Source organism: Actinomadura sp. 9N407, from assembly GCF_044326315.1.
GTDB lineage: Bacteria > Actinomycetota > Actinomycetes > Streptosporangiales > Streptosporangiaceae > Spirillospora.
This window is the reverse complement of sequence record NZ_JBIRAW010000010.1, coordinates 208,889-228,840: the sequence shown is the minus strand read 5'-3', so window position 1 is coordinate 228,840 and position 19,952 is coordinate 208,889. Positions and strand designations below refer to the sequence as shown.

The window sequence follows — 19,952 nt, the reverse complement described above, 5'->3', positions numbered from 1 at the left end:
CAAGCCCCCTACCGGACGAACATCTGTGTCGCGGCATGCCCCGCAAGGTCCAGCACTGGCTGAGGGAGCACACCGAGTACCACAGTAGCCGTCAGACCGAGCGCGACCGCAGCCGCGGTCGCCGGTCCGGCGACGACCGAGGGACCGTCGGCCTCCGGCTCGCTGAAGAACATCACGACGATCACCCGGACGTAGAAGAACGCCGCGATCGCCGACGACAGCACGCCGACGATGACCAGCGGGGTGGCACCGGCCTCGATCGCCGCCTTGAAGACCGCGAACTTTCCGGTGAAACCGCTGGTCAGCGGGATACCGGCGAAGGCCAGCAGGAAGAAGGCGAACACCCCCGCCACGACCGGGGAGCGCTTGCCGAGCCCGGCCCACCGGGACAGGTGCCCGGCCTCGCCGCCCGCGTCCCGCACCATGGTGACGACGGCGAACGCGCCGACCGTGGTGAAGCCGTACGCGACCAGGTAGAACAGCGTGCTCGACAGCCCGTTCTCGGAGGTGGCGATCACGCCCATGAGCAGGAAGCCCGCGTGCGCGATCGAGGAGTAGGCCAGCATCCGCTTGATGTCGGTCTGGGTGATCGCGATCACCGAGCCGGCCACCATTGTGAGAATGGCCACGCCCCACATCGCCGGCCGCCAGTCCCACCGGAGGGTCTCCAGCGCGACGTAGTAGACCCGCAGCATCGCGCCGAACGCGGCGACCAGCGTGCAGGACGCCATCAGCGCGGTGATCGGGGTCGGGGCGCCCTGGTAGACGTCCGGCTTCCACATGTGGAACGGCACCGCGCCGAGCTTGAACAGCAGCCCGACCGACAGCAGCGCCACCCCGGCCAGCAGCAGCGTCTCGCTGCCCGCGCCCTTGCTGAGCTGCGCGGCGATGACCGACAGCCGGACCGAACCGGCGTAGCCGTACAGCAGCGCCACGCCGTACAGGAAGAAGGCCGAGGAGAACGCGCCGAGCAGGAAGTACTTGAGCGCGGCCTCCTGCGACAGCAGCCGCCTGCGGCGGGCCAGCCCGCACAGCAGGTACAGCGGCAGCGACAGGATCTCCAGTGCCACGAACATCGTGAGCAGGTCGTTGGACGCCGGGAACATCACCATGCCGGCGACCGCGAACATCATCAGCGGGAAGACCTCGGTCTGGGTGATCCCGGCCGACATCGTCTCCTGCTCCGCCTCGCTGCCCGGCAGCGCCGCCGCCTGCGCGGCGAAGTGGCCCTGCTTGCGCTCGACGATCAGCAGCAGGCTGATCAGGGCCAGCACCAGGATGGTGCCCTGCAGGAACAGCGTCGGGCCGTCCACCGCGAGCGCGCCCTCGGCCGCGACATGGAACGGGACGTCCCCCACGGCCAGCACGATCGTCCAGATGAACGCGCCGCCGAGCCCGCCGGCGGCCAGCACGACCTGTACGGGGAACCGCCAGGACCGCCGGACGAACGCCTCGACGAGCACGCCGAGGATGGCCACGCCGAACACCAGCAGCAGCGGCCCGAGCTGCCCGTACTCGATGTGCGGGGCCTGGATGGGCGTGCCCTCGCCGCCCGGGGCACCGAACGCGGCGACGGCCGCGCTCACCTGGGTGGGGGTCATGGACGGGCTCCGTTCTCAGCGACGTTGCCGGTGATCTCCGGTGCCGGATCTCGCTGGTCCACCCGGACCATCGTCTTCTCCACCGACGGGTTGATCACGTTGAGGACCGGCTGCGGGAAGAAGCCCATCGCCACGATGATCGCGAGCATCGGGCCGATCGCCCACAGCTCGCGGCGGGACAGGTCCGTCAGCCCCTCGGTCCGCTCCGGGGCAGGGCCGCCCATCGTCCGCTGGTACGTCCACAGGATGTAGACGGCGGCCAGCACGATCGCGATGGTCGCGATCAGCGCGGGCACCGGGTAGCGGGCGAAGGTCCCGGTGAAGACCAGGAACTCCGAGACGAACGGCGACAGCCCCGGCAGCGACAGCCCGGACAGTCCCGCGATCAGGAACGTCCCGGCCAGCAGCGGCGCCACCTTCTGCATCCCGCCGTAGTCGGCGATCCGGGCCGACCTGCGCCGTACGATCATGAACCCGACCACCAGGAACAGCGCCCCGGTCGAGAACCCGTGGTTGACCATGTAGAGCGCCGCACCGGACTGCGCCGTGCTGGTCATCGCGAAGATGCCCAGCACGATGAAGCCGAAGTGCGAGATCGAGGTGTAGGCGACCAGCCGCTTCAGGTCGACCTGGCCGATGGCCAGGACCGCGCCGTAGATGATGCTGAGCACCGCGAGGCCGAGCACGACCGGGGTGGCCCACTTGGACGCCCCGGGGAACAGCTCCAGGCAGAACCGCAGCATCCCGTACGTGCCGACCTTGTCCATGATGCCGACGATCAGCACCAGCGCGCCGGGCGGCGCCTGCTGCGCGGCGTCCGGCAGCCAGGTGTGCAGCGGCACCATCGGCGCCTTGATCGCGAACGCGACGAAGAAGCCGACGAACAGCCACTTGGCCGTGGTCGGATCGATGTTCATCGTGCTCAGCTCGCTGAACAGGAACGTCCCGTGGCCGAGCCCGCCCTCGCTGGTCGGCTTGGCCGACAGCGGGTAGAGCCAGATGACCGCGACGATCATCAGCAGCCCGCCGAACAGCGAGTAGAGCAGGAACTTCACCGCGGCGTACGAGCGCTGCGCGCCGCCGTAGGACCCGATGAGGAAGTACACCGGGATGAGCATCGCTTCGAAGAAGACGTAGAACAGGAAGACGTCGGTCGCCGCGAAGACGCCGATCAGCATCGCTTCCAGGCCCAGCAGCAAGGCGAAGTACGTCTTCACCGACCGCTGTGCTTCACCCCCTTGGCTACGCCCCGCCGCCCCCTCGGGCGGTACATCGACTCCGCCGGAACGCTCCGCCTCGTTCCAGGAGGCCAGGAAGACCAGCGGGAACAGGACGACCGACAGCAGGATCAGCACCAGCGCGACGCCGTCGACGCCGACCGCCCAGTGCACCCCGAACGTCTGGATCCACCAGTACTTCTCTTCGAACTGGAAGCGCGACCCGCCGCTGTCGAAGCCCGCGGCCATCGCGAACGTGCCGAGCGCGACCAGCAGCGAGATGCCCAGCGCGACCTGCTTGACCAGCGTCTCGCGCCCCCGTGGCAGCACGCTCACCAGCAGCGCGCCCAGAGCGGGGAGCGCGATGAGCACGCTCAGCCAGGGAAAGTCTTCCATCAGACGGTCACCACCAGCAGCGCGGCGACGATGATCGCAGCGCCGAAGAACATTGACAGGGCGTACGAACGGACGAAGCCGGTCTGCAGCCGCCGGACGCGTCCGGAGCTACCGCCGACACCCGCCGCCAGGCCGTTGACCAGGCCGTCGACGCCCCGGCCGTCGAACCAGACCGCCAGCCGGGTGAGCCACTGGCCGGGACGCATCAGCAGCGACTCGTTCAGCGCGTCACCGTAGAGGTCCTTGCGGGCCGCGACCGTGACGAACGAGCCGGCGGGCGCCTCACGCGGCACCTTGCGCGCCCCGTACTGGCGCCACGCGATCGCGACGCCGACGACCATCAGGCCGAGGGCGATGAGACCGGGCGGAGCCAGCGGGTTGAACGCGTGGTGCTCCTCCGGGTGGCCCACGACCGGCTCCAGGAAGTCGGAGAAGCCGCCGAGCACCAGGAAACCGCCGGCGCCGACGGAACCGACCGCGAGCAGGATCAGCGGAACGGTCATCACCTTGGGCGACTCGTGCGGGTGCACGCCCTCGTCCCAGCGCTTCTCACCGGCGAAGGTCATGAACATGACCCGCGACATGTAGTACGCGGTGATGCCCGCGCCGAGCAGCGCGCACGATCCGAGGATCAGCCCCGAGGTGCCCCCCTTGGCGAAGGCCGCCTCGATGATGCCGTCCTTGGTGAAGTAGCCGGAGAACGGCGGGAACCCGATGATCGCCAGGTAGCCCAGCCCGAAGGTGGCCCAGGTGACGACCATCATCGCGCGCAGGCCGCCGTAGTGGCGCATGTTCACGTCGTTCTTCATGCCGTGCATGACCGAGCCGGCGCCGAGGAACAGCCCCGCCTTGAAGAACCCGTGCGCGATCAGGTGCGCGATGGCGATCGCGTACCCGGCCTTGCCGAGCCCGGCGGCCAGGTGCATGTAGCCGATCTGCGACATCGTCGAGCCGGCCAGCGCCTTCTTGATGTCGTCCTTGCCGGAACCGATGATCGCACCGGCCAGCAGCGTGGCCGCACCGACGATCGTCACCACCAGCTGCGCGGTCTCCGACATCTCGAAGATCGGCGCGGACCGGACGATCAGGTAGATGCCCGCGGTCACCATCGTCGCGGCGTGGATCAGGGCCGACACCGGGGTCGGGCCCTCCATCGCGTCCAGCAGCCAGGACTGCAGCGGCAGCTGGGCCGACTTGCCGCACGCGCCGAGCAGGAGCAGCAGCCCCAGCGCGGTCGCGGTGCCCGAGCTCAGCTGCGTGGCGAGCCCGAGGTGCTCGGCGCCCTCGCCGAGGATCTGCTCGAACCCGACCGTGCCGAAGGTGCCGAACATCAGCATGATCGCCGCGAGGAAGCCGATGTCACCGACCCGGTTCACGACGAACGCCTTCTTGGCCGCCGTCGCCGCGGTGGGCTTGAACTGCCAGAAGCCGATCAGCAGGTACGAGGCGAGACCGACGCCCTCCCAGCCGATGAACATGGCCAGGTAGTTGTCGCCCAGCACCAGCAGCAGCATCGCCGCCACGAACAGGTTCAGGTACGCGAAGAACCGGCGCCGGTCGGGATCGTCGGCCATGTAGCCGATGGAGTAGATGTGGATCAGTGAGCCCACACCGGTGATCAGCAGCACGAAGCTGATGGACAGCGGGTCGACCAGCAGACCCATGTCGACCTTGAACGCGCCGACGTCGAAGAACTCCCACAGGTGGACCGTGCGCCGCCGCTCCTCGGGTCCGTACCCGAGCATCTGGACGAACATCGCCGCGCCGACCACGAAGGACGCCAGCGACATCGTGACGCCGAGCAGATGGCCCCACTTGTCGGTACGGCGCCCGCCCAGCAGCAGCACGGCCGCGCCGGCCAGCGGCAGGGCGATCAGGAGCCAGGCCAGGGCCTGGATGCCTTCCGCTTTCATCCCTGGCCTCTCAGTACTTCAGCAGGTTCGCGTCGTCGACCGACGAGGACCTGCGGGTCCGGAAGATGGTCATGATGATCGCCAGGCCGACCACGACCTCCGCCGCGGCCACCACCATCACGAAGAACGCGATGATCTGCCCGTCGAGGTTGCCGTGCATCCGGGCGAACGTCACGAATGCCAGGTTGGTCGCGTTGAGCATGAGCTCGACGCACATGAACACCACGAGCGCGTTGCGGCGTACGAGCACGCCGACGGCGCCGATGGTGAACAGGATCGCCGAGAGCGCCAGGTAGTGCCCCGGACTCATTGACCGCCCTCGCCTTCGGTCGCGGAGGAGGCGGCGGAGTCGGTGCCGCCCTCGGCGCCACCCTCGACCGGGGTGCCGGCCTTGACCTCACGGGACTCCGCCCCGGGGCCGGCGTCCTTCGCCTGTTCCGTCACGGCCTTGACCCGGGCCACGTCCTGCTCCAACGCGTGCTCCTCGGTCTCGCCGTACAGGTCGGCGTGCCGCTCGATGGTGTCGGTACGGGCCGCGATGACCGGGTTGATCGACAGCTCCGAGATGCTGCCGTCGGGCAGCAGCGCGGGCATGTCGACCGCGTTGTGCCGGGCGTAGGTCCCGGGGCCGGGCAGCGGGCCCGGGTGCGTACCGGACGCGAACCGCTGCACGGACAGGTCGCGCTGCGTCGGCTTCGGGGTGGTGCGCTCGCGGTGCGCCAGCACCATCGCGCCCAGCGCCGCCGTGATCAGCAGCGCGCTGGTGGCCTCGAAGGCGAACACGTACTTGCCGAACAGCAGCCGCGCCAGCCCGACGACGTTGCCGCCGTCGCCGTTGGCCGCCGCGAGCCCCGCCGAGTCCGACAGCGCCGCGTTGCCGAAGCCGGCGCCCAGCAGGACCAGGAAGCCCAGCGCGGCGATCGTCGCCCAGAGCCGCTGGCCCCGGATCGTCTCCACCAGCGAGTCGGTGGAGCTCACCCCGACCAGCATCATCACGAACAGGAAGAGCATCAGCACCGCGCCGGTGTAGACGATCACCTGGACGAAGGCCAGGAACGGCGCGCCCTGCACGGCGTACAGCGCGGCCAGCGACAGCATCACGGTCGCCAGCATCAGCGCCGAGTGCACCGCCTTGCGCGTGAAGATCATGCCGAGCGCGGCGCAGACCGACACGATCGCCAGCATCCAGAAGATGAACGGCTCTCCCGGCTGGGCGTCGGCGACCTGCGCCGCCACCACCTCCGGACTCACTTGGACTCACCTCTCTCCGCCGTGGCCGCGCCCTTGTCGGGGCCCTCGTCGGACTGCAGGCCGAGGCGGTAGTAGTCCTCCTCGGTCTCGCCCAGGCGCATCTCGTGCGGCGGCGTCTCCATGCCCTCGCGCAGCGGCGCCAGCAGCATGTCCTTGGTGTAGATCAGGCTCTCGCGGCTGTCGTCGGCCAGCTCGTACTCGTTCGTCATCGTGAGCGCCCGGGTGGGGCACGCCTCGATGCACAGCCCGCACAGGATGCAGCGCAGGTAGTTGATCTGGTAGATCCGCCCGTACCGCTCGCCGGGAGAGTAGCGCTCCTCGTCGGAGTTGTCGGCGCCTTCCACGAAGATCGCGTCGGCCGGACAGGCCCAGGCGCACAGCTCGCAGCCGATGCACTTCTCCAGCCCGTCCGGCCAGCGGTTGAGCTGGTGCCGGCCGTGGAAGCGCGGGGCCGTCGGCTTCTTCACCTCGGGGTACTGGACGGTCTCGCTCTTCATGAACATCTGATGGAACGAGACCCCGAAACCCTTGACCGGGTTCAGGAAGTCAGTGAGTCCCACTTCCGACCTCCTCACGCGTGACCGGCTGCGACGCCTGCGCGCGGCTGCCGTGGTAGTGCGGGGCGTCCATCGGCGGTACGGGGAAAGAGCCCACCGGGGAGGGTGCGGCGGTCGCGCCTGCGCCCGCGACACCCGTACCCGGAGCCGTTCCCGTGCCCACGCCCGGGACGATCTCCTTGTCCTTGTCGCCGTCGCCGCGCATGATCTCCCACAGGACCGTGGCGGCCAGCACCACGCCCGCGGCGATCGCGCCGTACAGCATGATCTGCCGCATGTCGTAGCCCTCGAGCTGGAACGCGCGGACCGTGGCGACCAGCATGATCCAGCCGAGCGACACCGGCATCAGGACCTTCCAGCCGAGCTTCATCAGCTGGTCGTAGCGGACCCGCGGCAGCGAGCCGCGCAGCCAGATGAAGAAGAAGATGAACAGCCCCATCTTCACGATGAACCACAGCACCGGCCACCAGCCGTGGTTGGCGCCCTCCCAGAACGTGGAGATCGGCGCGGGTGCGCGCCAGCCGCCCAGGAACAGGGTCGTCGCCAGCGCCGACAGCGTCGCCAGGTTGATGTACTCGGCCAGGAAGAACATCGCGAACTTCAGCGACGAGTACTCGGTGTGGAAGCCGCCGACCAGCTCGCCCTCGCCCTCGGGGAGGTCGAACGGGATCCGGTTGGACTCGCCCATCATCGTGATCACGTAGATCACGAAGGACGGGAGCAGCAGCAGCACGAACCAGCGGTCGGCCTGCGCGTTGACGATCCCGCTGGTCGACATCGTCCCGGCGAACAGGAACACCGCCACGAACGACAGGCCCATCGCGATCTCGTACGAGATCACCTGCGCGGACGAGCGGAGCCCGCCCAGCAGCGAGTACGGCGACATCGACGACCAGCCGGCCAGCACGATCCCGTACACGCCCATCGACGACATCGCCAGCACCAGCAGGACCGCGACCGGAAGGTCGGTGCCCTGCAGCGGCGTGTGGTGGCCGAAGACCGACACGGTCGGACCGAACGGGATGATGATGAACGAGATGAACGCCGGGACGGCCGCGATGACCGGGGCCAGCACGAACACGAGCTTGTCGACCTGGCGGGGGACGATGTCCTCCTTGAGCGCCAGCTTGACGCCGTCGGCCAGGCCCTGCAGCAGCCCGAACGGGCCGGTCCGGTTGGGACCGACGCGCAGCTGCATCCGGCCGATCACCCGGCGCTCGATCCACATCGTCATCAGCACGGTGAGGACCAGGAAGACGAAGATCACCAGGACCTTGCCGCCGACCAGCCACCACGGGTCCCGGCCGAAGGACTCCAGGGTGGGATCGGGCGGCGCGGCCGCGAGTACGGCCGGCATGCTCACGCTCATGACGCGCCTCCGGTGGAGATCTTGACCACGCTTCCGGCGGTCACGCCCAGGTCGCGGTACAGCGCGCAGCCGGCGGAGTCGCCCGGCAGCCAGACCACGCGGTCGGGCAGGTCCGGGGTGATCTCCAGCGGGAGCGTCACCTCGCCGCGCCCGGCGCTGACCGTGACGGTGACCGTCCCGGCCGTCACGGTGGCGGCCGTGCCCTCGTCGCCGGCGCCCGTGCTTCCGGAGTAGGTTCCGATGGCGCCGATCTCGGCGGCGGTGGCGGGCGACAGCCGCGCCACCACGGGCTTGGCCGTACCGGCCAGGTAGGGCTCGCCGTCCTGCATGCGGCCCTGGTCGAGCAGCATCCGCCAGCTGGCCAGCAGTGCCTCGCCGGCGCCGGGCTGCGGCACGACGCCCTGCGTCGCGCTCGGTGCGGCGGGCCGCTCGCCCCGGTACGCGCCGAGCCCGGACAGCTCGCGCTTGGCGGCCTCCGGTCCCGGCAGCCCGAGGTGCACGTCCATCTCGCCGGCCAGGGCGTCCAGGACCCGCAGGTCCGACATCCGCCCGGCGGACTTCAGCACGGTGTCGAACGGGCGGCCGCGGCCCTCCCAGTCGACGAACGTCCCGGACTTCTCCGCGACGGCCGCGACCGGCAGCACCACGTCGGCGCGGTCGGTGACCGCGCTGACCCGCTGCTCCAGGCTCACCACGAACGGGGTGGCCTCCAGCGCCGCGAGCATCGCCTCGGGGTCGGGCAGGTCGTACGGGTCGACGCCGCCGACCAGCAGCGCGCCCAGCTCGCCGGCGGCACCGGCCGCGACGATGGCCGCGCCGTCCCGGCCGGGAGCGGCGGGCAGTTCGGCGACCGACCAGGCGCGGGCCACCTCGGCGCGCGCCTCCGGGTCGGTGGCCGGGCGGCCGATCGGCAGCAGCCCGGGCAGTGCCCCGGCCTCCAGCGCGCCGCGTTCACCGGCCCGGCGCGGCACCCAGGCCAGCCGGGCGCCGGTGACCTGGGACAGCCGGATCACGCTGGACAGCGCGCCAGGGCTGCCGGCCAGCCGCTCGCCGACCAGGATCACCGCACCGGGCGACTCCAGCGCCTCACGGGCGGGGTCGCGCTGGCCGTCGGCGACCAGGCCGCCGAGCACTTCGGCCTCGGCACCCGGCAGCGCCGGCAGCAGCGTGCCGCCGACCTTCGCCAGGCCGCGGGTCGCGAACGGGGCGACCGAGAAGACCTTCAGTCCCTTGCGGGACGCCTTGCGCAGCCGCAGGAAGACGATCGGCGACTCCTCCTCCGGCTCGAAGCCGGCGAGCAGCACCGCGGGCGCCTTCTCCAGATCGGAGTAGGTCACCTCGATCGGGCGTCCCGCCACCGAGGAGGCCAGGAACTCGGCCTCCTCACGCGAGTGCGCCCGGGCGCGGAAGTCGATGTCGTTCGTGCCGAGCGCGATCCGGGCGAACTTGGCGTACGCGTAGGCGTCCTCGAGCGTCGGACGGCCGCCGGTCAGAACCCCGGCGCCCTGGGCTCGTCCGGCTTCCAGGCCCTTGGCCGCGATGGTCAGCGCCTCGGGCCAGGACGCGGCCTCCAGGACACCGTCCTCATTGCGGACCAGCGGGTGCGTGAGCCGGTCGGGACGGGTGCCGTAGGTGAACGCCCACCGGCCCTTGTCGCAGTTCCACTCCTCGTTGACCTCCGGGTCGTCCCCGGCCAGCCGGCGCGTGATCTTGCCGCGCCGGTGGTCGGTGCGCAGCGCGCAGCCGGACGCGCAGTGCTCGCAGGCGCTCGGCGTCGACACCAGGTCGAACGGACGGGACCGGAACCGGTACGCCGCGCCGGTCAGCGCGCCGACCGGGCAGATCTGCACGGTGTTGCCGGAGAAGTAGGACTGGAACGGCTTGTCCTCGGCGACCCCGATCTGCTCCTTGGCGCCGCGCTCGAACAGGTCGATGAACGCGTCCCCGGCGATCTGGTCGGAGAACCGGGTGCAGCGGGCGCACTGGATGCAGCGCTCGCGGTCGAGCAGCACCTGGCTGGACAGCGGGATCGGTTTGGGGAACGTCCGCTTGGCCTCGACGAAGCGCGTCTCACCCCGCCCGTTCGACATCGCCTGGTTCTGCAGCGGGCACTCGCCGCCCTTGTCGCAGACCGGGCAGTCCAGCGGGTGGTTGATGAGCAGCAGCTCCATCACGCCGTGCTGGGCCTTGTCGGCCACCGGCGAGGTGAGCTGGGTCTTGATGACCATGCCCGGCATCACGGTGGTCGTGCAGGACGCCTGCGGCTTGGGCATGCCCCGCCCGTTGCCGGCGTCGGGGATCTCCACCATGCACTGCCGGCAGGCCCCGATCGGGTCCAGCAGCGGGTGGTCGCAGAACCGCGGGATCTGGATGCCCAGCAGCTCGGCGGCCCGGATGATCAGCGTGCCCTTGGGCACCTCGATCTCGAAGCCGTCGATCGTGACCGCGATCATCTCCACGGCCTTCTCGAGCGCCTTCTCGTCCTTGGTCACGGTCACTTGGTCGCACCTCCCCAGAGGGTGGAGGCGGCCGGGTCGAAGGGACAGCCGCCCAGCTCGAAGTGGCGCAGGTACTCGTCGCGGAACAGCTTGATGGACGAGACGACCGGGCTGGTCGCGCCGTCGCCCAGCGCGCAGAACGACTTGCCGAGGATGTTGTCGGACAGGTCCAGGAGCGTGTCCAGGTCCTTCTCCTCGCCCTGGCCGGCCTCCAGCCGCTTGAGCATCTGCTTGTACCAGTACGTGCCTTCGCGGCACGGCGTGCACTTGCCGCACGACTCGTGCGCGTAGAACTCCGACCAGCGCAGCACGGCGCGGACGACGCAGGTCGTCTCGTCGAAGATCTGCAGTGCCCGCGTACCGAGCATGGACCCGGCGGCGCCCACGGACTCGAAGTCCAGCGGAACGTCCAGGTGCTCGTCGGTGAAGATCGGAGTGGACGAGCCGCCCGGCGTCCAGAACTTCAGCCGGTGCCCCGCCCGGATCCCGCCCGCCATCTCGAGCAGCTCGCGCAGCGTGATGCCCAGCGGCGCCTCGTACTGGCCCGGCTCGGTCACGTGCCCCGACAGCGAGAAGATCCCGTACCCCTGGGACTTCTCGGTGCCCATCGAGGCGAACCATTCCGGCCCGTTCCCGATGATCGAGGGAACCGAGGCGATCGACTCGACGTTGTTGATGACAGTGGGACCGCCGTACAGGCCCGCGACGGCGGGAAAGGGAGGCTTGAGTCTCGGTTGGCCGCGATACCCCTCGAGGGAGTCCAGCAGCGCCGTCTCCTCGCCGCAGATGTAGGCCCCCGCGCCGGTGTGCACGACCAGTTCCAGGTCGAACCCGGAGCCGAGGATGTCCCTGCCGAGGAAGCCCGCCTCGTACGCCTCCGCGACCGCCTGCTGCAGCCGGCGCACCACGTGCAGGACCTCGCCGCGCACGTAGATGAACGCCTGGTTGGCCCGGATCGCGAACGAGCTGATCACGATGCCCTCGATGAGCACGTGCGGGTTCGCCATCATCAGCGGGATGTCCTTGCACGTGCCCGGCTCGGACTCGTCGGCGTTCACCACCAGGTAGTGCGGCTTGCCGTCACCCTGCGGGATGAAGCCCCACTTCATGCCGGTGGGGAAGCCCGCACCGCCGCGGCCCCGGAGCCCGGAGTCCTTGACGGCCTGGATGATGTCGTCCTGGGCCATGCCGAACGCCGTGCGCAGCGCGCGGTAACCGCCCGCGCGCTCGTACCCCGCCATGGTGAACGAGTCGGCCTTGTCCCATTCCTTCGTGAGGATGGGGGTGAGCGTGGTCATTGGTTGCGGCCCTCCTGCGAACCGGGCTTGACCGAGCCGCCGATGGGCTTGCCGGGCTCGTTCGGCGGCGGGTCGGTGACCTCGCCGGGCCGTACGGGCTCGTGCGGCCTGTCGCGGTCGGCCTCGGTGGCCGGAGCCTCCCAGCCGCGCTGCTTGGCCAGTTCCAGGCCGACCAGCGAACGCGGCCCCGCCTGGACGCCCTCGTGCGCGCGCCCGTCGGGGAACCCGGCCAGGACGCGCGAGGCGTCCTTCCACGAGCACATCGACGACGGGCCACGGGACGGAAGCACTTGCTTACCCGACTGACCAGCCTTACTCGCGCGCAGGTCGTCCACCAGCTCCTTGGCCTTCGCGGGAGTCATGTCGTCGAACAGCTCCCAGTTGACCGTCATCACCGGCGCGAAGTCGCAGGCCGCGTTGCACTCGATCCGCTCCAGGCTGACCGCGCCGTCCGGGGTCGCCTCGTCGTGACCGATGCCCAGATGCTCGCTCACCTCGGACCAGATCTGGTCGCCGCCCATGATCGCGCACAGCGTGTTGATGCAGACGCCGACGTGGTACTCCCCGACCGGCTCGCGCTTGTACATCGTGTAGAACGTCGCGACGCCCGTCACCTGCGCGGGCGTGATGTCGAGCGTCTCGGCGCAGAACCGGATCCCGCGCTGCGACACGTACCCGTCCACCGCCTGCACCAGGTGCAGCATCGGCAGCAGCGCCGAGCGCGGCTTGGGATAGCGGGCGATGATCTCCTTCGCGTCCCGCTCCAGCCGCTCGCGCTCCGCCGGCTCGTACGGCGTGTTCGCTACTCGGGCGTTCCCCACCTGGGCGTTCTCCACCTGGGCCGCCTCAGTGGCGGCCGCCTGCTCGTTCGTCATCGGTCCACACCCCCCATCACCGGGTCGAGACTCGCGACCGCCGCGCATGAGCTCGGAGCGATCATTCCGCCGAACGGAAGCTGCGGATACCTCATCGGTCCACGCCTCCCATCACCGGGTCGAGACTCGCGACCGCTGCGATCACGTCAGCGATCATTCCGCCCTCGCACATCGCGGGCACGGCCTGCAGGTTGGTGAACGACGGATCGCGGAAGTGCACCCGGAACGGGCGGGTCCCGCCGTCGCTCACCACATGAGCGGCCATCTCGCCGCGCGGCGACTCGATCGGCACGTACGCCTGCCCCGCCGGGACCCGGAAGCCCTCGGTCACCAGCTTGAAGTGGTGGATCAGGGCCTCCATCGAGGTCCCCATGATGTGCGCGATGTGCCGGGGCGAGTTGCCCATCCCGTCCGCGCCGATCGCCAGCTGGGCCGGCCAGCCGATCTTCTTGTCCTCGATCATCACCGGGCCCTTGACCGTCCGCAGCCGCTCCACGCACTGCTGGACGATCTTCAGCGACTCGTCCATCTCCGCCATCCGGACCAGGTAGCGCGCGTACACGTCGCTGCCCGTCTGGGTGGCGGTCTCGAAGTCGTAGGTCTCGTACCCGCAGTACGGCTGCGACTTGCGCAGGTCCCACGGGATGCCGGTCGAGCGCAGCACCGGTCCGGTGATGCCCAGCGCCATGCAGCCGGTGAGGTCCAGGTACGCGACGTCCTTGGTCCGCGCCAGGTAGACGGGGTTCTCGTCCATCAGCTTGCGCAGCGCCAGCAGCCGCTTGGGCATCCGCTCCAGGTAGTCCTCGACCTTGCTGAGCGCGCCGCTCGGCAGATCCTGGGCCACCCCGCCCGGCCGCACGTACGCCATGTTCATCCGCAGGCCCGTGATCTCCTCGAAGAGGTCAAGGGTGTACTCGCGCTCGATGAACCCGTTGAGCATGACCGTGGTCGCGCCCAGCTCCAGGCCGAACGTGGCGATCGCCACCAGATGCGAGGAGATCCGGTTGAGCTCCATCATCATCACCCGGATGATGGACGCCCGCTCCGGGATCCGGTCCTCGATCCCCAGCAGCCGCTCCACGCCCAGGCAGAACGCCGTCTCGTTGAAGATCGGCGCCAGGTAGTCCATCCGGGTGCAGAACGTGGTGCCCTGGGTCCAGGTCCGGAACTCCATGTTCTTCTCGATGCCGGTGTGCAGGTAGCCGATGCCCACCCGGGCCTCGTTCACCGTCTCGCCGTCGAGCGTCAGGATGATCCGCAGCACGCCGTGCGTGGACGGGTGCTGCGGCCCCATGTTGATGACCATGCGCTCGTCGCCGACATCGTCGGCACCGGACACGACCTGGTCCCAGTCCTGGCCCGAGACGTCGAAGACCTTGCCCTCGGCCGCCTCGTCAGCGGCGTAGGCGTCGTACTCGGTGTACTTAGTGGAAGGACTCATGTGTACGACCTCCGCTCGTCCGGCGGCGGGATCTCGGCGCCGCGGTACTCGACGGGGATGCCGCCGAGGGGGTAGTCCTTGCGCTGCGGATGGCCCACCCAGTCGTCGGGCATCTCGATGCGCGTCAGCGCCGGGTGCCCGTCGAACACGATCCCGAAGAAGTCGTAGGTCTCCCGCTCGTGCCAGTCGGCGGTCGGGTACACCGCGACGACCGACGGGACGTGCGGGTCCGCGTCGGGGCAGGTGGCCTCGAGGCGCACCCGCCGGTTGTGGGTGATCGACAGCAGGTGGATCGCCACGTGCAGCTCGGCGCCGGTGTCCTGCGGGTAGTGCACGCCCGAGACGCCGCTGCACAGCTCGAACCGCAGCGTCGGCTCGTCCCGCATCGTGCGGGCGACCGTCTCCAGGTGCTCGCGCCTGACGTAGAACGTCATCTCGCCGCGATCCACCACGACCCGCTCGATCGCGTCACCGAAGTCGGGCAGTGCCTTCTCCGGGGACGACCCCCGCAGGGCCCGCTCCAGCTCGTCGGCGATCTCGTCGAACGAGCCCGCCTCCGCGGCACCCTCGGGGCCGCCGTACGGGCGGGGAGTGGACACCTTGGGGCTCTGCCGTACGACCAGCCCGCCGTACCCGGAGGTGTCGCCGGTGGTCTTGGCACCGAACATGCCCATCCGGGCGACCGGCTGCTCCCGGCGCTCCTCTTCGGTGTGCGCGGGCAGCTGGTCGGCGGCCTGCTCGGCCTTCTGCTCGGGGTGCTGAGAGCTCATGAGACACCCCCGGACTGGCCGAGCAGCGGGAGCTGGCGGCGCTTGGCCACTTCCAGCTCGGCGATCTGCTCCTGGCGCTGCGCGCCCAGCTTGGTGTTCTGGATCTTGTCGTGCAGCTTCATGATCGCGTCCAGCAGCATCTCGGGCCGCGGCGGGCAGCCGGGCAGATAGATGTCCACCGGAACGATGTGGTCGACGCCCTGGACGATCGCGTAGTTGTTGAACATGCCGCCAGAAGAGGCGCACACGCCCATCGCGATGACCCACTTGGGCTCGGTCATCTGGTCGTAGATCTGGCGCAGGACCGGAGCCATCTTCTGGCTCACCCGGCCCGCCACGATCATCAGGTCGGCCTGCCGTGGCGTGGCCGAGGCGCGTTCCATCCCCCAGCGGGAGAAGTCGTGCCTGGGGTCGCCGGCGGACATCATCTCGATGGCGCAGCAGGCCAGCCCGAAGGTGGCCGGCCAGACCGAACTCTTGCGCGCCCAGCCGGCGACCTGCTCGACCGTGGTCAGCAGGAAGCCGCTGGGGAGCTTCTCTTCTAGCCCCATGGCTCGCTCGCCTTCCTCATCAGTCCCACTCCAGACCACCGCGCCGCCAGATGTAGGCGTACGCCACCAGCACGGTAAGGATGAACAGCACCATCTCCACCAGCCCGAAGAGCCCCATCCGGTCGAACGCGACGGCCCAGGGGTACAGGAAGATGATCTCAATGTCGAAGACGATGAACAGCATCGCCGTCAGGTAGTACTTCACGGGAAAGCGTCCGCCGCCCACCGGCTGCGGTGTCGGCTCGATCCCGCATTCGTAGGCGTCCAGGCGCGCCCGGTTCCATCGCTTGGGCCCGGTCAGCGAGGCCATCAGCACCGATCCGGCGGCGAAGGCGAACGCCAGCACCCCCAGCACGATGATCGGAACATAGAGATCCATCGTCTCTACTGCCTCTCCTCGGAACGTACAACGCTGTACGGGGCGCGCCCGGTGACGTGCCGCGCGGGGCGTCGCGCGGCGCCGGACCGGCACGCCTCGGCGGCGTGCCCCTTTACACGCTCGTGACTTCTGTCACGAGCACGGTCCGCCACCCTAGCCAAGGTGAACAAATGCACTCCCCTCGGGGGGTCTGGACTGCGTGTTCGTCCGGCCCCCGCTGACGTTCAGGGCGCCCTGAGACGCCCCCTTCCCACGTTCACGAAACCAGCACTCCCTCGTGCCGCCGCCCGCTCACACCGTGTCCCCCGCTCATGCCGTGGGCGCCACCTTCTGCATGGCGTTGATGAGACGGTCCATCGCGTCGCCACCGCGGTGGTCGGTGAGGTTGGCCAGCAGTTTGAGGGTGAAGCGCATCAGCGTCGGATGCGGCAGGCCGTGCGCGGTGAGGAACTTCATCACCCGTGGGTCTCCGATGGCCTGCACGAAGACGCGGGCGAGGGTGAAGTAGCCGCCGTGCTCGTCCTTGAGGATGCGCGGGTACTCGTACAGGGTCCGCTCGCGCTGCGCGGGCGTGCGGCGGGCCAGGGCCTGCACCATGATCTCGGCGGCCAGCTTGCCGGACTCCAGCGCGTAGTCGATGCCCTCGCCGTTGAACGGGTTGATCATGCCGCCGGCGTCGCCGACGAGCAGCATGCCGCGGGTGTAGTGCGGCTGGCGGTTGAAGCCCATCGGGAGCGCGGCGCCGCGGACGGGACCGGTGGCGTGCTCCTCACCGAACTGCCACTCCTCGGGCATGTTCGCGCACCAGCGCTTGAGCATCCCGCGGTAGTCGACGTTCTGGAACGCCTTGCTCGTGTTGAGCAGGCCGAGCCCGACGTTGGAGGTGCCGTCGCCGACCGGGAAGACCCAGCCGTACCCGGGGAGCAGGCGCTGCCCGTCCCAGAGTTCGAGCCACGCCTCCATGTACTCGTCGTCGTGGCGGGGGGTCTCGTAGTAGCGCCGTACGGCGACGCCCATCGGCCGGTCCTCGCGCCGCTGCAGGCCCATCGCCAGCGACAGCCGGGTGGAGCCGCCGTCGGCGGCCACCACGAGCGGGGCGTGGAACTCGACCTCTTCGCCCTGGTACTTGGCCCGGACGCCGATGATGCGGTCGGTCCGGGCGTCCAGGATCGGGGCGGTGACGTTGCAACCCTGCAGCAGGTGGGCGCCGGCCTTGGCGGCGTGCTCGGCGAGCAGGCTGTCGAGGTCCATCCGGGTACGGACCAGGCCGTAGTCGGGGAAGCTCGCCAGCTCGGGCCAGGGCAGTTCGACCTTGACGCCGCCGCCGTAGATGCGCAGCCCCTTGTTGCGGGCCCAGCCGGGGGCGTTGATGTCGACGCCCATGGAGATCAGGGCGCGGACGGCGCGCGGGGTCAGCCCGTCGCCGCAGATCTTGTCGCGCGGGAAGGTGGCCTTCTCCAGCAGCAGGACGTTGAGTCCGGACTGGGCCAGCCAGTAGGCGGTGGAGGCCCCGGCGGGTCCGGCCCCGACGACGATGACGTCGGCCTGCCGGGTGGTGTCACTCACTGCTTTCCTCTTTAGCTCGTTCGCTTGTGAAGCACTTCACAAGGATCCGGAGGGGAGTCTATTCCTTCTTGGCCGTTTCTGGATACCTCTCGACCACCTCGGTTTTGGACCGGTCCGAAATGGGGGTTCGGCACCGGCCGCCTGGGGGTCAGCCCGGATTGACGGCGTGATGCAGCGCCACCACCCCGAACGTGAGATCGCGCCAGCGCACCCTGTCCCAGCCGGCGGCCTGGATCCGCCGCGCCAGCGTCGCCTGGTCGGGCCAGGCGAGCGTCGACTCGGCGAGATAGGTGTAGGAGTCGGGGTTGGAGCTGACCCGGGCCAGCGTCGGCAGCCCCACCTTCAGGTGGGCGCGGTGCCCGGCGCGCAGCAGCGCGTTGTGCGGATGGCTGACCTCGCAGATCAGCAGCCGCCCGCCCGGCTTGGCGACCCGGCGCAGCTCGCGCAGCGCGGCCTCGGTGTCGGACACGTTCCGCAGCCCGAAGGAGATGGTCACCGCGTCGAACGAGCCGTCCGCGAACGGCAGCCGCAGCGCGTCACCGGCGACGAAGTTCAGCCGCCGCACACCCTCCTGCCTGCGCACCCCGACGCGCAGCATGCCGAGGGAGAAGTCGCAGGCCACGGTGTCGGCCCCGGCTTCGGCGAACGGCACCGACGAGGTCCCGGTGCCGGCCGCGAGATCGAGGATCCGCTCGCCGGGCCTGGCGTCCACCGCCCGTACGACCGCCTTGCGCCAGCGCCGGTCCTGCGCACCGGTCATCAGGCTGTTGAGCAGGTCGTAGCGCTCGGCGGTGCGGTCGAACATTGCCGCGACGTCGGCGGGCTGCTTGTCGAGAGAGGCGCGGGTCATGCCCCCACCCTAAGAGTCCGGTGGAGGCGGGCCCGACACGGCGTGGAGCTTAGGCCGTCGTGCCTGGCATGGGGCTCGAACCTGGCGGAGCTCTAGCCGTCTTCCTTGGTACGGGTGCGCTGGAACTTGCCGCGGCGTGACCGTACACCGGAGACGACCGCCGACGACATGGCGTCGCGCTGTCCCGTGAGCAGGACGAAGCTGACGACGCCGCTGATGAGCACGGCCAGCGCGAGCAGCAGCAGCCCGCGGGCACCGAACAGGGCGAGGATCGCGGCCGTGACCAGGAAGATCAGGAACCGCGCTGCGGTGTAGAAGAGTACGGAACGCATGGCGCCTCGAGTCTATCCGCCGGTCTGAGCCGTGGGGCCGCCGGGCTGAGTCGTGGAGCCGCTGGTCTGAGCCGTGAGGATCCGGGCCAGGACCGACGGGTCCACATTGCCGCCGGACAGGATGGAGACATAGGTGCGCGCGGGCGGCAGTTCGGCGCCGCGATAGAGGAAGGCCGCCGTGGCGACCGCGCCGCCCGGCTCGGCGACGAGGCGTACCTCACGGGCCAGCCGCCCCACCGCCTGCTGGATCTCGTCCTCGCTCACCGTGATGATGTCGTCCACCAGCTCGCGGATGTGCGCGAACGTCAGGTCGCCGACCCGCTGCGCGCGCAGGGCGTCGGCGCTCGTACGGGCGGTGTCCTCGGCGGGCCAGGCCACCGGGCGGCCGGCCAGCAGCGAAGCGCGGGCGTCGGCGGCCAGCTCGGGCTCCACCCCGATCACCTTGATGAGCGGGTTCACCCGCTTGGCCGCCGCCGCGATCCCGGCGATCAGGCCGCCGCCGCTGATCGGGACCAGGATCACCTCGGTGTCCGGGCGGTCCTGGACGATCTCCAGCCCGACGGTGCCCTGGCCGGCGATGATCCGGGGGTCGTCGAACGGCGGGACCAGCGTGAAGCCGTGCGCCTCGGCGAGCTTCTCGGCGGTCCCGGTCCTGGCCTCCATCGTCGGCTCCACGTACACGACCTCGGCGCCGAGCGCGATGCACGCGTCGACCTTCACCGCGGGCGTGGTGTGCGGGATGACCAGGACGGCCCGTACGCCGAGGGCGCGCGCCGTGTACGCGACGGCCTGCGCGTGGTTGCCGCTGGAGTGCGCGACGACTCCGCGTGCGCGCACCTCCGGTGGCAGCGCCGCCATCGTCGCGTACGCGCCGCGCAGCTTGAACGCGCCGATGGGCTGGAGCGACTCCGCCTTCACCAGCAGGAGGGGCTCGCGGTCCGGGTCCGTCTGCGGGAAGGGCACCAGCGGGGTACGGATCGCGACCCCGGCCAGGCGCTCCGCCGCCTTCTCGATCTCCGCGAGCGACACAAGATCGGGCATGTCAGGAGCCTATGCGGTCCCGGCCGCCGGTGCCGAGCGGAGGGGCC

At 70.0% G+C, this 19,952-nt stretch carries 18 protein-coding genes; all 18 read right to left on the bottom strand.

Going from position 1 to position 19,952, the window contains the following annotated elements:
* Nucleotides 1-8: 8 nt before the first annotated feature.
* Nucleotides 9-1,601, bottom strand: a complete 1,593-nt coding sequence (nuoN, locus tag ACH34Q_RS18485) for an NADH-quinone oxidoreductase subunit NuoN (protein WP_395984189.1) — start codon at nt 1,599-1,601, stop codon at nt 9-11.
* Nucleotides 1,598-3,214: an NADH-quinone oxidoreductase subunit M gene (locus ACH34Q_RS18480; protein WP_395984188.1), complete on the bottom strand. Its 1,617-nt coding sequence runs from the start codon at nt 3,212-3,214 to the stop codon at nt 1,598-1,600. Before ACH34Q_RS18480 ends, nuoN begins: the two co-directional genes overlap by 4 nt.
* A complete protein-coding gene (gene nuoL, locus ACH34Q_RS18475) occupies nt 3,214-5,127 on the bottom strand; it encodes an NADH-quinone oxidoreductase subunit L (RefSeq protein WP_395984187.1) in 1,914 nt (637 codons plus the stop codon). The genes ACH34Q_RS18480 and nuoL overlap by 1 nt, the downstream gene beginning before the upstream one ends.
* Before the next feature lie 10 nt (nt 5,128-5,137).
* Complete coding sequence (nuoK, locus tag ACH34Q_RS18470; protein ID WP_395984186.1) at nt 5,138-5,437, bottom strand: NADH-quinone oxidoreductase subunit NuoK; 300 nt, start codon at nt 5,435-5,437, stop codon at nt 5,138-5,140.
* Nucleotides 5,434-6,378, bottom strand: a complete 945-nt coding sequence (locus ACH34Q_RS18465) for an NADH-quinone oxidoreductase subunit J (protein WP_395984185.1) — start codon at nt 6,376-6,378, stop codon at nt 5,434-5,436. Before ACH34Q_RS18465 ends, nuoK begins: the two co-directional genes overlap by 4 nt.
* Nucleotides 6,375-6,938, bottom strand: coding sequence for an NADH-quinone oxidoreductase subunit NuoI (gene nuoI / locus ACH34Q_RS18460; protein WP_395984184.1), 564 nt, complete (start codon nt 6,936-6,938; stop codon nt 6,375-6,377). Before nuoI ends, ACH34Q_RS18465 begins: the two co-directional genes overlap by 4 nt.
* Entirely contained in the window at nt 6,925-8,304 is a 1,380-nt protein-coding gene (gene nuoH / locus ACH34Q_RS18455) for an NADH-quinone oxidoreductase subunit NuoH (RefSeq protein WP_395984183.1), read from the bottom strand. Before nuoH ends, nuoI begins: the two co-directional genes overlap by 14 nt.
* Complete coding sequence (locus tag ACH34Q_RS18450; RefSeq protein ID WP_395984182.1) at nt 8,301-10,802, bottom strand: NADH-quinone oxidoreductase subunit G; 2,502 nt, start codon at nt 10,800-10,802, stop codon at nt 8,301-8,303. The genes nuoH and ACH34Q_RS18450 overlap by 4 nt, the downstream gene beginning before the upstream one ends.
* Nucleotides 10,799-12,100, bottom strand: coding sequence for an NADH-quinone oxidoreductase subunit NuoF (gene nuoF / locus ACH34Q_RS18445; protein ID WP_395984181.1), 1,302 nt, complete (start codon nt 12,098-12,100; stop codon nt 10,799-10,801). Before nuoF ends, ACH34Q_RS18450 begins: the two co-directional genes overlap by 4 nt.
* Complete coding sequence (gene nuoE / locus ACH34Q_RS18440) at nt 12,097-12,975, bottom strand: NADH-quinone oxidoreductase subunit NuoE (RefSeq protein WP_395984180.1); 879 nt, start codon at nt 12,973-12,975, stop codon at nt 12,097-12,099. Before nuoE ends, nuoF begins: the two co-directional genes overlap by 4 nt.
* A gap of 91 nt (nt 12,976-13,066) precedes the next feature.
* On the bottom strand, nt 13,067-14,416 hold the full coding sequence (locus ACH34Q_RS18435) for an NADH-quinone oxidoreductase subunit D (protein ID WP_395984179.1): 1,350 nt from the start codon (nt 14,414-14,416) through the stop codon (nt 13,067-13,069).
* A complete protein-coding gene (locus ACH34Q_RS18430) occupies nt 14,413-15,186 on the bottom strand; it encodes an NADH-quinone oxidoreductase subunit C (RefSeq protein WP_395984178.1) in 774 nt (257 codons plus the stop codon). Before ACH34Q_RS18430 ends, ACH34Q_RS18435 begins: the two co-directional genes overlap by 4 nt.
* Nucleotides 15,183-15,737: a NuoB/complex I 20 kDa subunit family protein gene (locus ACH34Q_RS18425; protein ID WP_395984177.1), complete on the bottom strand. Its 555-nt coding sequence runs from the start codon at nt 15,735-15,737 to the stop codon at nt 15,183-15,185. The genes ACH34Q_RS18430 and ACH34Q_RS18425 overlap by 4 nt, the downstream gene beginning before the upstream one ends.
* 19 nt (nt 15,738-15,756) lie before the next feature.
* Nucleotides 15,757-16,116: an NADH-quinone oxidoreductase subunit A gene (locus ACH34Q_RS18420; RefSeq protein WP_395984176.1), complete on the bottom strand. Its 360-nt coding sequence runs from the start codon at nt 16,114-16,116 to the stop codon at nt 15,757-15,759.
* Between the two features lie 309 nt (nt 16,117-16,425).
* Entirely contained in the window at nt 16,426-17,682 is a 1,257-nt protein-coding gene (locus ACH34Q_RS18415; protein WP_395984175.1) for a geranylgeranyl reductase family protein, read from the bottom strand.
* 148 nt (nt 17,683-17,830) lie between these two features.
* Nucleotides 17,831-18,532, bottom strand: coding sequence for a demethylmenaquinone methyltransferase (locus ACH34Q_RS18410; RefSeq protein WP_395984174.1), 702 nt, complete (start codon nt 18,530-18,532; stop codon nt 17,831-17,833).
* A 92-nt stretch (nt 18,533-18,624) separates the two neighbouring features.
* Complete coding sequence (locus ACH34Q_RS18405) at nt 18,625-18,864, bottom strand: DUF4229 domain-containing protein (protein ID WP_395984173.1); 240 nt, start codon at nt 18,862-18,864, stop codon at nt 18,625-18,627.
* Between the two features lie 12 nt (nt 18,865-18,876).
* Nucleotides 18,877-19,905: a threonine/serine dehydratase gene (locus ACH34Q_RS18400; RefSeq protein ID WP_395984172.1), complete on the bottom strand. Its 1,029-nt coding sequence runs from the start codon at nt 19,903-19,905 to the stop codon at nt 18,877-18,879.
* Nucleotides 19,906-19,952: the final 47 nt, after the last annotated feature.

Bases quoted from the DNA above. Each gene is read 5' to 3' on its own strand.
- nuoN (WP_395984189.1), bottom strand. From the start codon at position 1,601: ATGACCCCCACCCAGGTGAGCGCGGCCGTCGCCGCGTTCGGTGCCCCG.
- ACH34Q_RS18480 (WP_395984188.1), bottom strand. From the start codon at position 3,214: ATGGAAGACTTTCCCTGGCTGAGCGTGCTCATCGCGCTCCCCGCTCTG.
- nuoL (WP_395984187.1), bottom strand. From the start codon at position 5,127: ATGAAAGCGGAAGGCATCCAGGCCCTGGCCTGGCTCCTGATCGCCCTG.
- nuoK (WP_395984186.1), bottom strand. From the start codon at position 5,437: ATGAGTCCGGGGCACTACCTGGCGCTCTCGGCGATCCTGTTCACCATC.
- nuoH (WP_395984183.1), bottom strand. From the start codon at position 8,304: ATGAGCGTGAGCATGCCGGCCGTACTCGCGGCCGCGCCGCCCGATCCC.
- nuoF (WP_395984181.1), bottom strand. From the start codon at position 12,100: ATGACCACGCTCACCCCCATCCTCACGAAGGAATGGGACAAGGCCGAC.
- nuoE (WP_395984180.1), bottom strand. From the start codon at position 12,975: ATGACGAACGAGCAGGCGGCCGCCACTGAGGCGGCCCAGGTGGAGAAC.
- ACH34Q_RS18435 (WP_395984179.1), bottom strand. From the start codon at position 14,416: ATGAGTCCTTCCACTAAGTACACCGAGTACGACGCCTACGCCGCTGAC.
- ACH34Q_RS18430 (WP_395984178.1), bottom strand. From the start codon at position 15,186: ATGAGCTCTCAGCACCCCGAGCAGAAGGCCGAGCAGGCCGCCGACCAG.
- ACH34Q_RS18425 (WP_395984177.1), bottom strand. From the start codon at position 15,737: ATGGGGCTAGAAGAGAAGCTCCCCAGCGGCTTCCTGCTGACCACGGTC.
- ACH34Q_RS18420 (WP_395984176.1), bottom strand. From the start codon at position 16,116: ATGGATCTCTATGTTCCGATCATCGTGCTGGGGGTGCTGGCGTTCGCC.
- ACH34Q_RS18410 (WP_395984174.1), bottom strand. From the start codon at position 18,532: ATGACCCGCGCCTCTCTCGACAAGCAGCCCGCCGACGTCGCGGCAATG.
- ACH34Q_RS18405 (WP_395984173.1), bottom strand. From the start codon at position 18,864: ATGCGTTCCGTACTCTTCTACACCGCAGCGCGGTTCCTGATCTTCCTG.
- ACH34Q_RS18400 (WP_395984172.1), bottom strand. From the start codon at position 19,905: ATGCCCGATCTTGTGTCGCTCGCGGAGATCGAGAAGGCGGCGGAGCGC.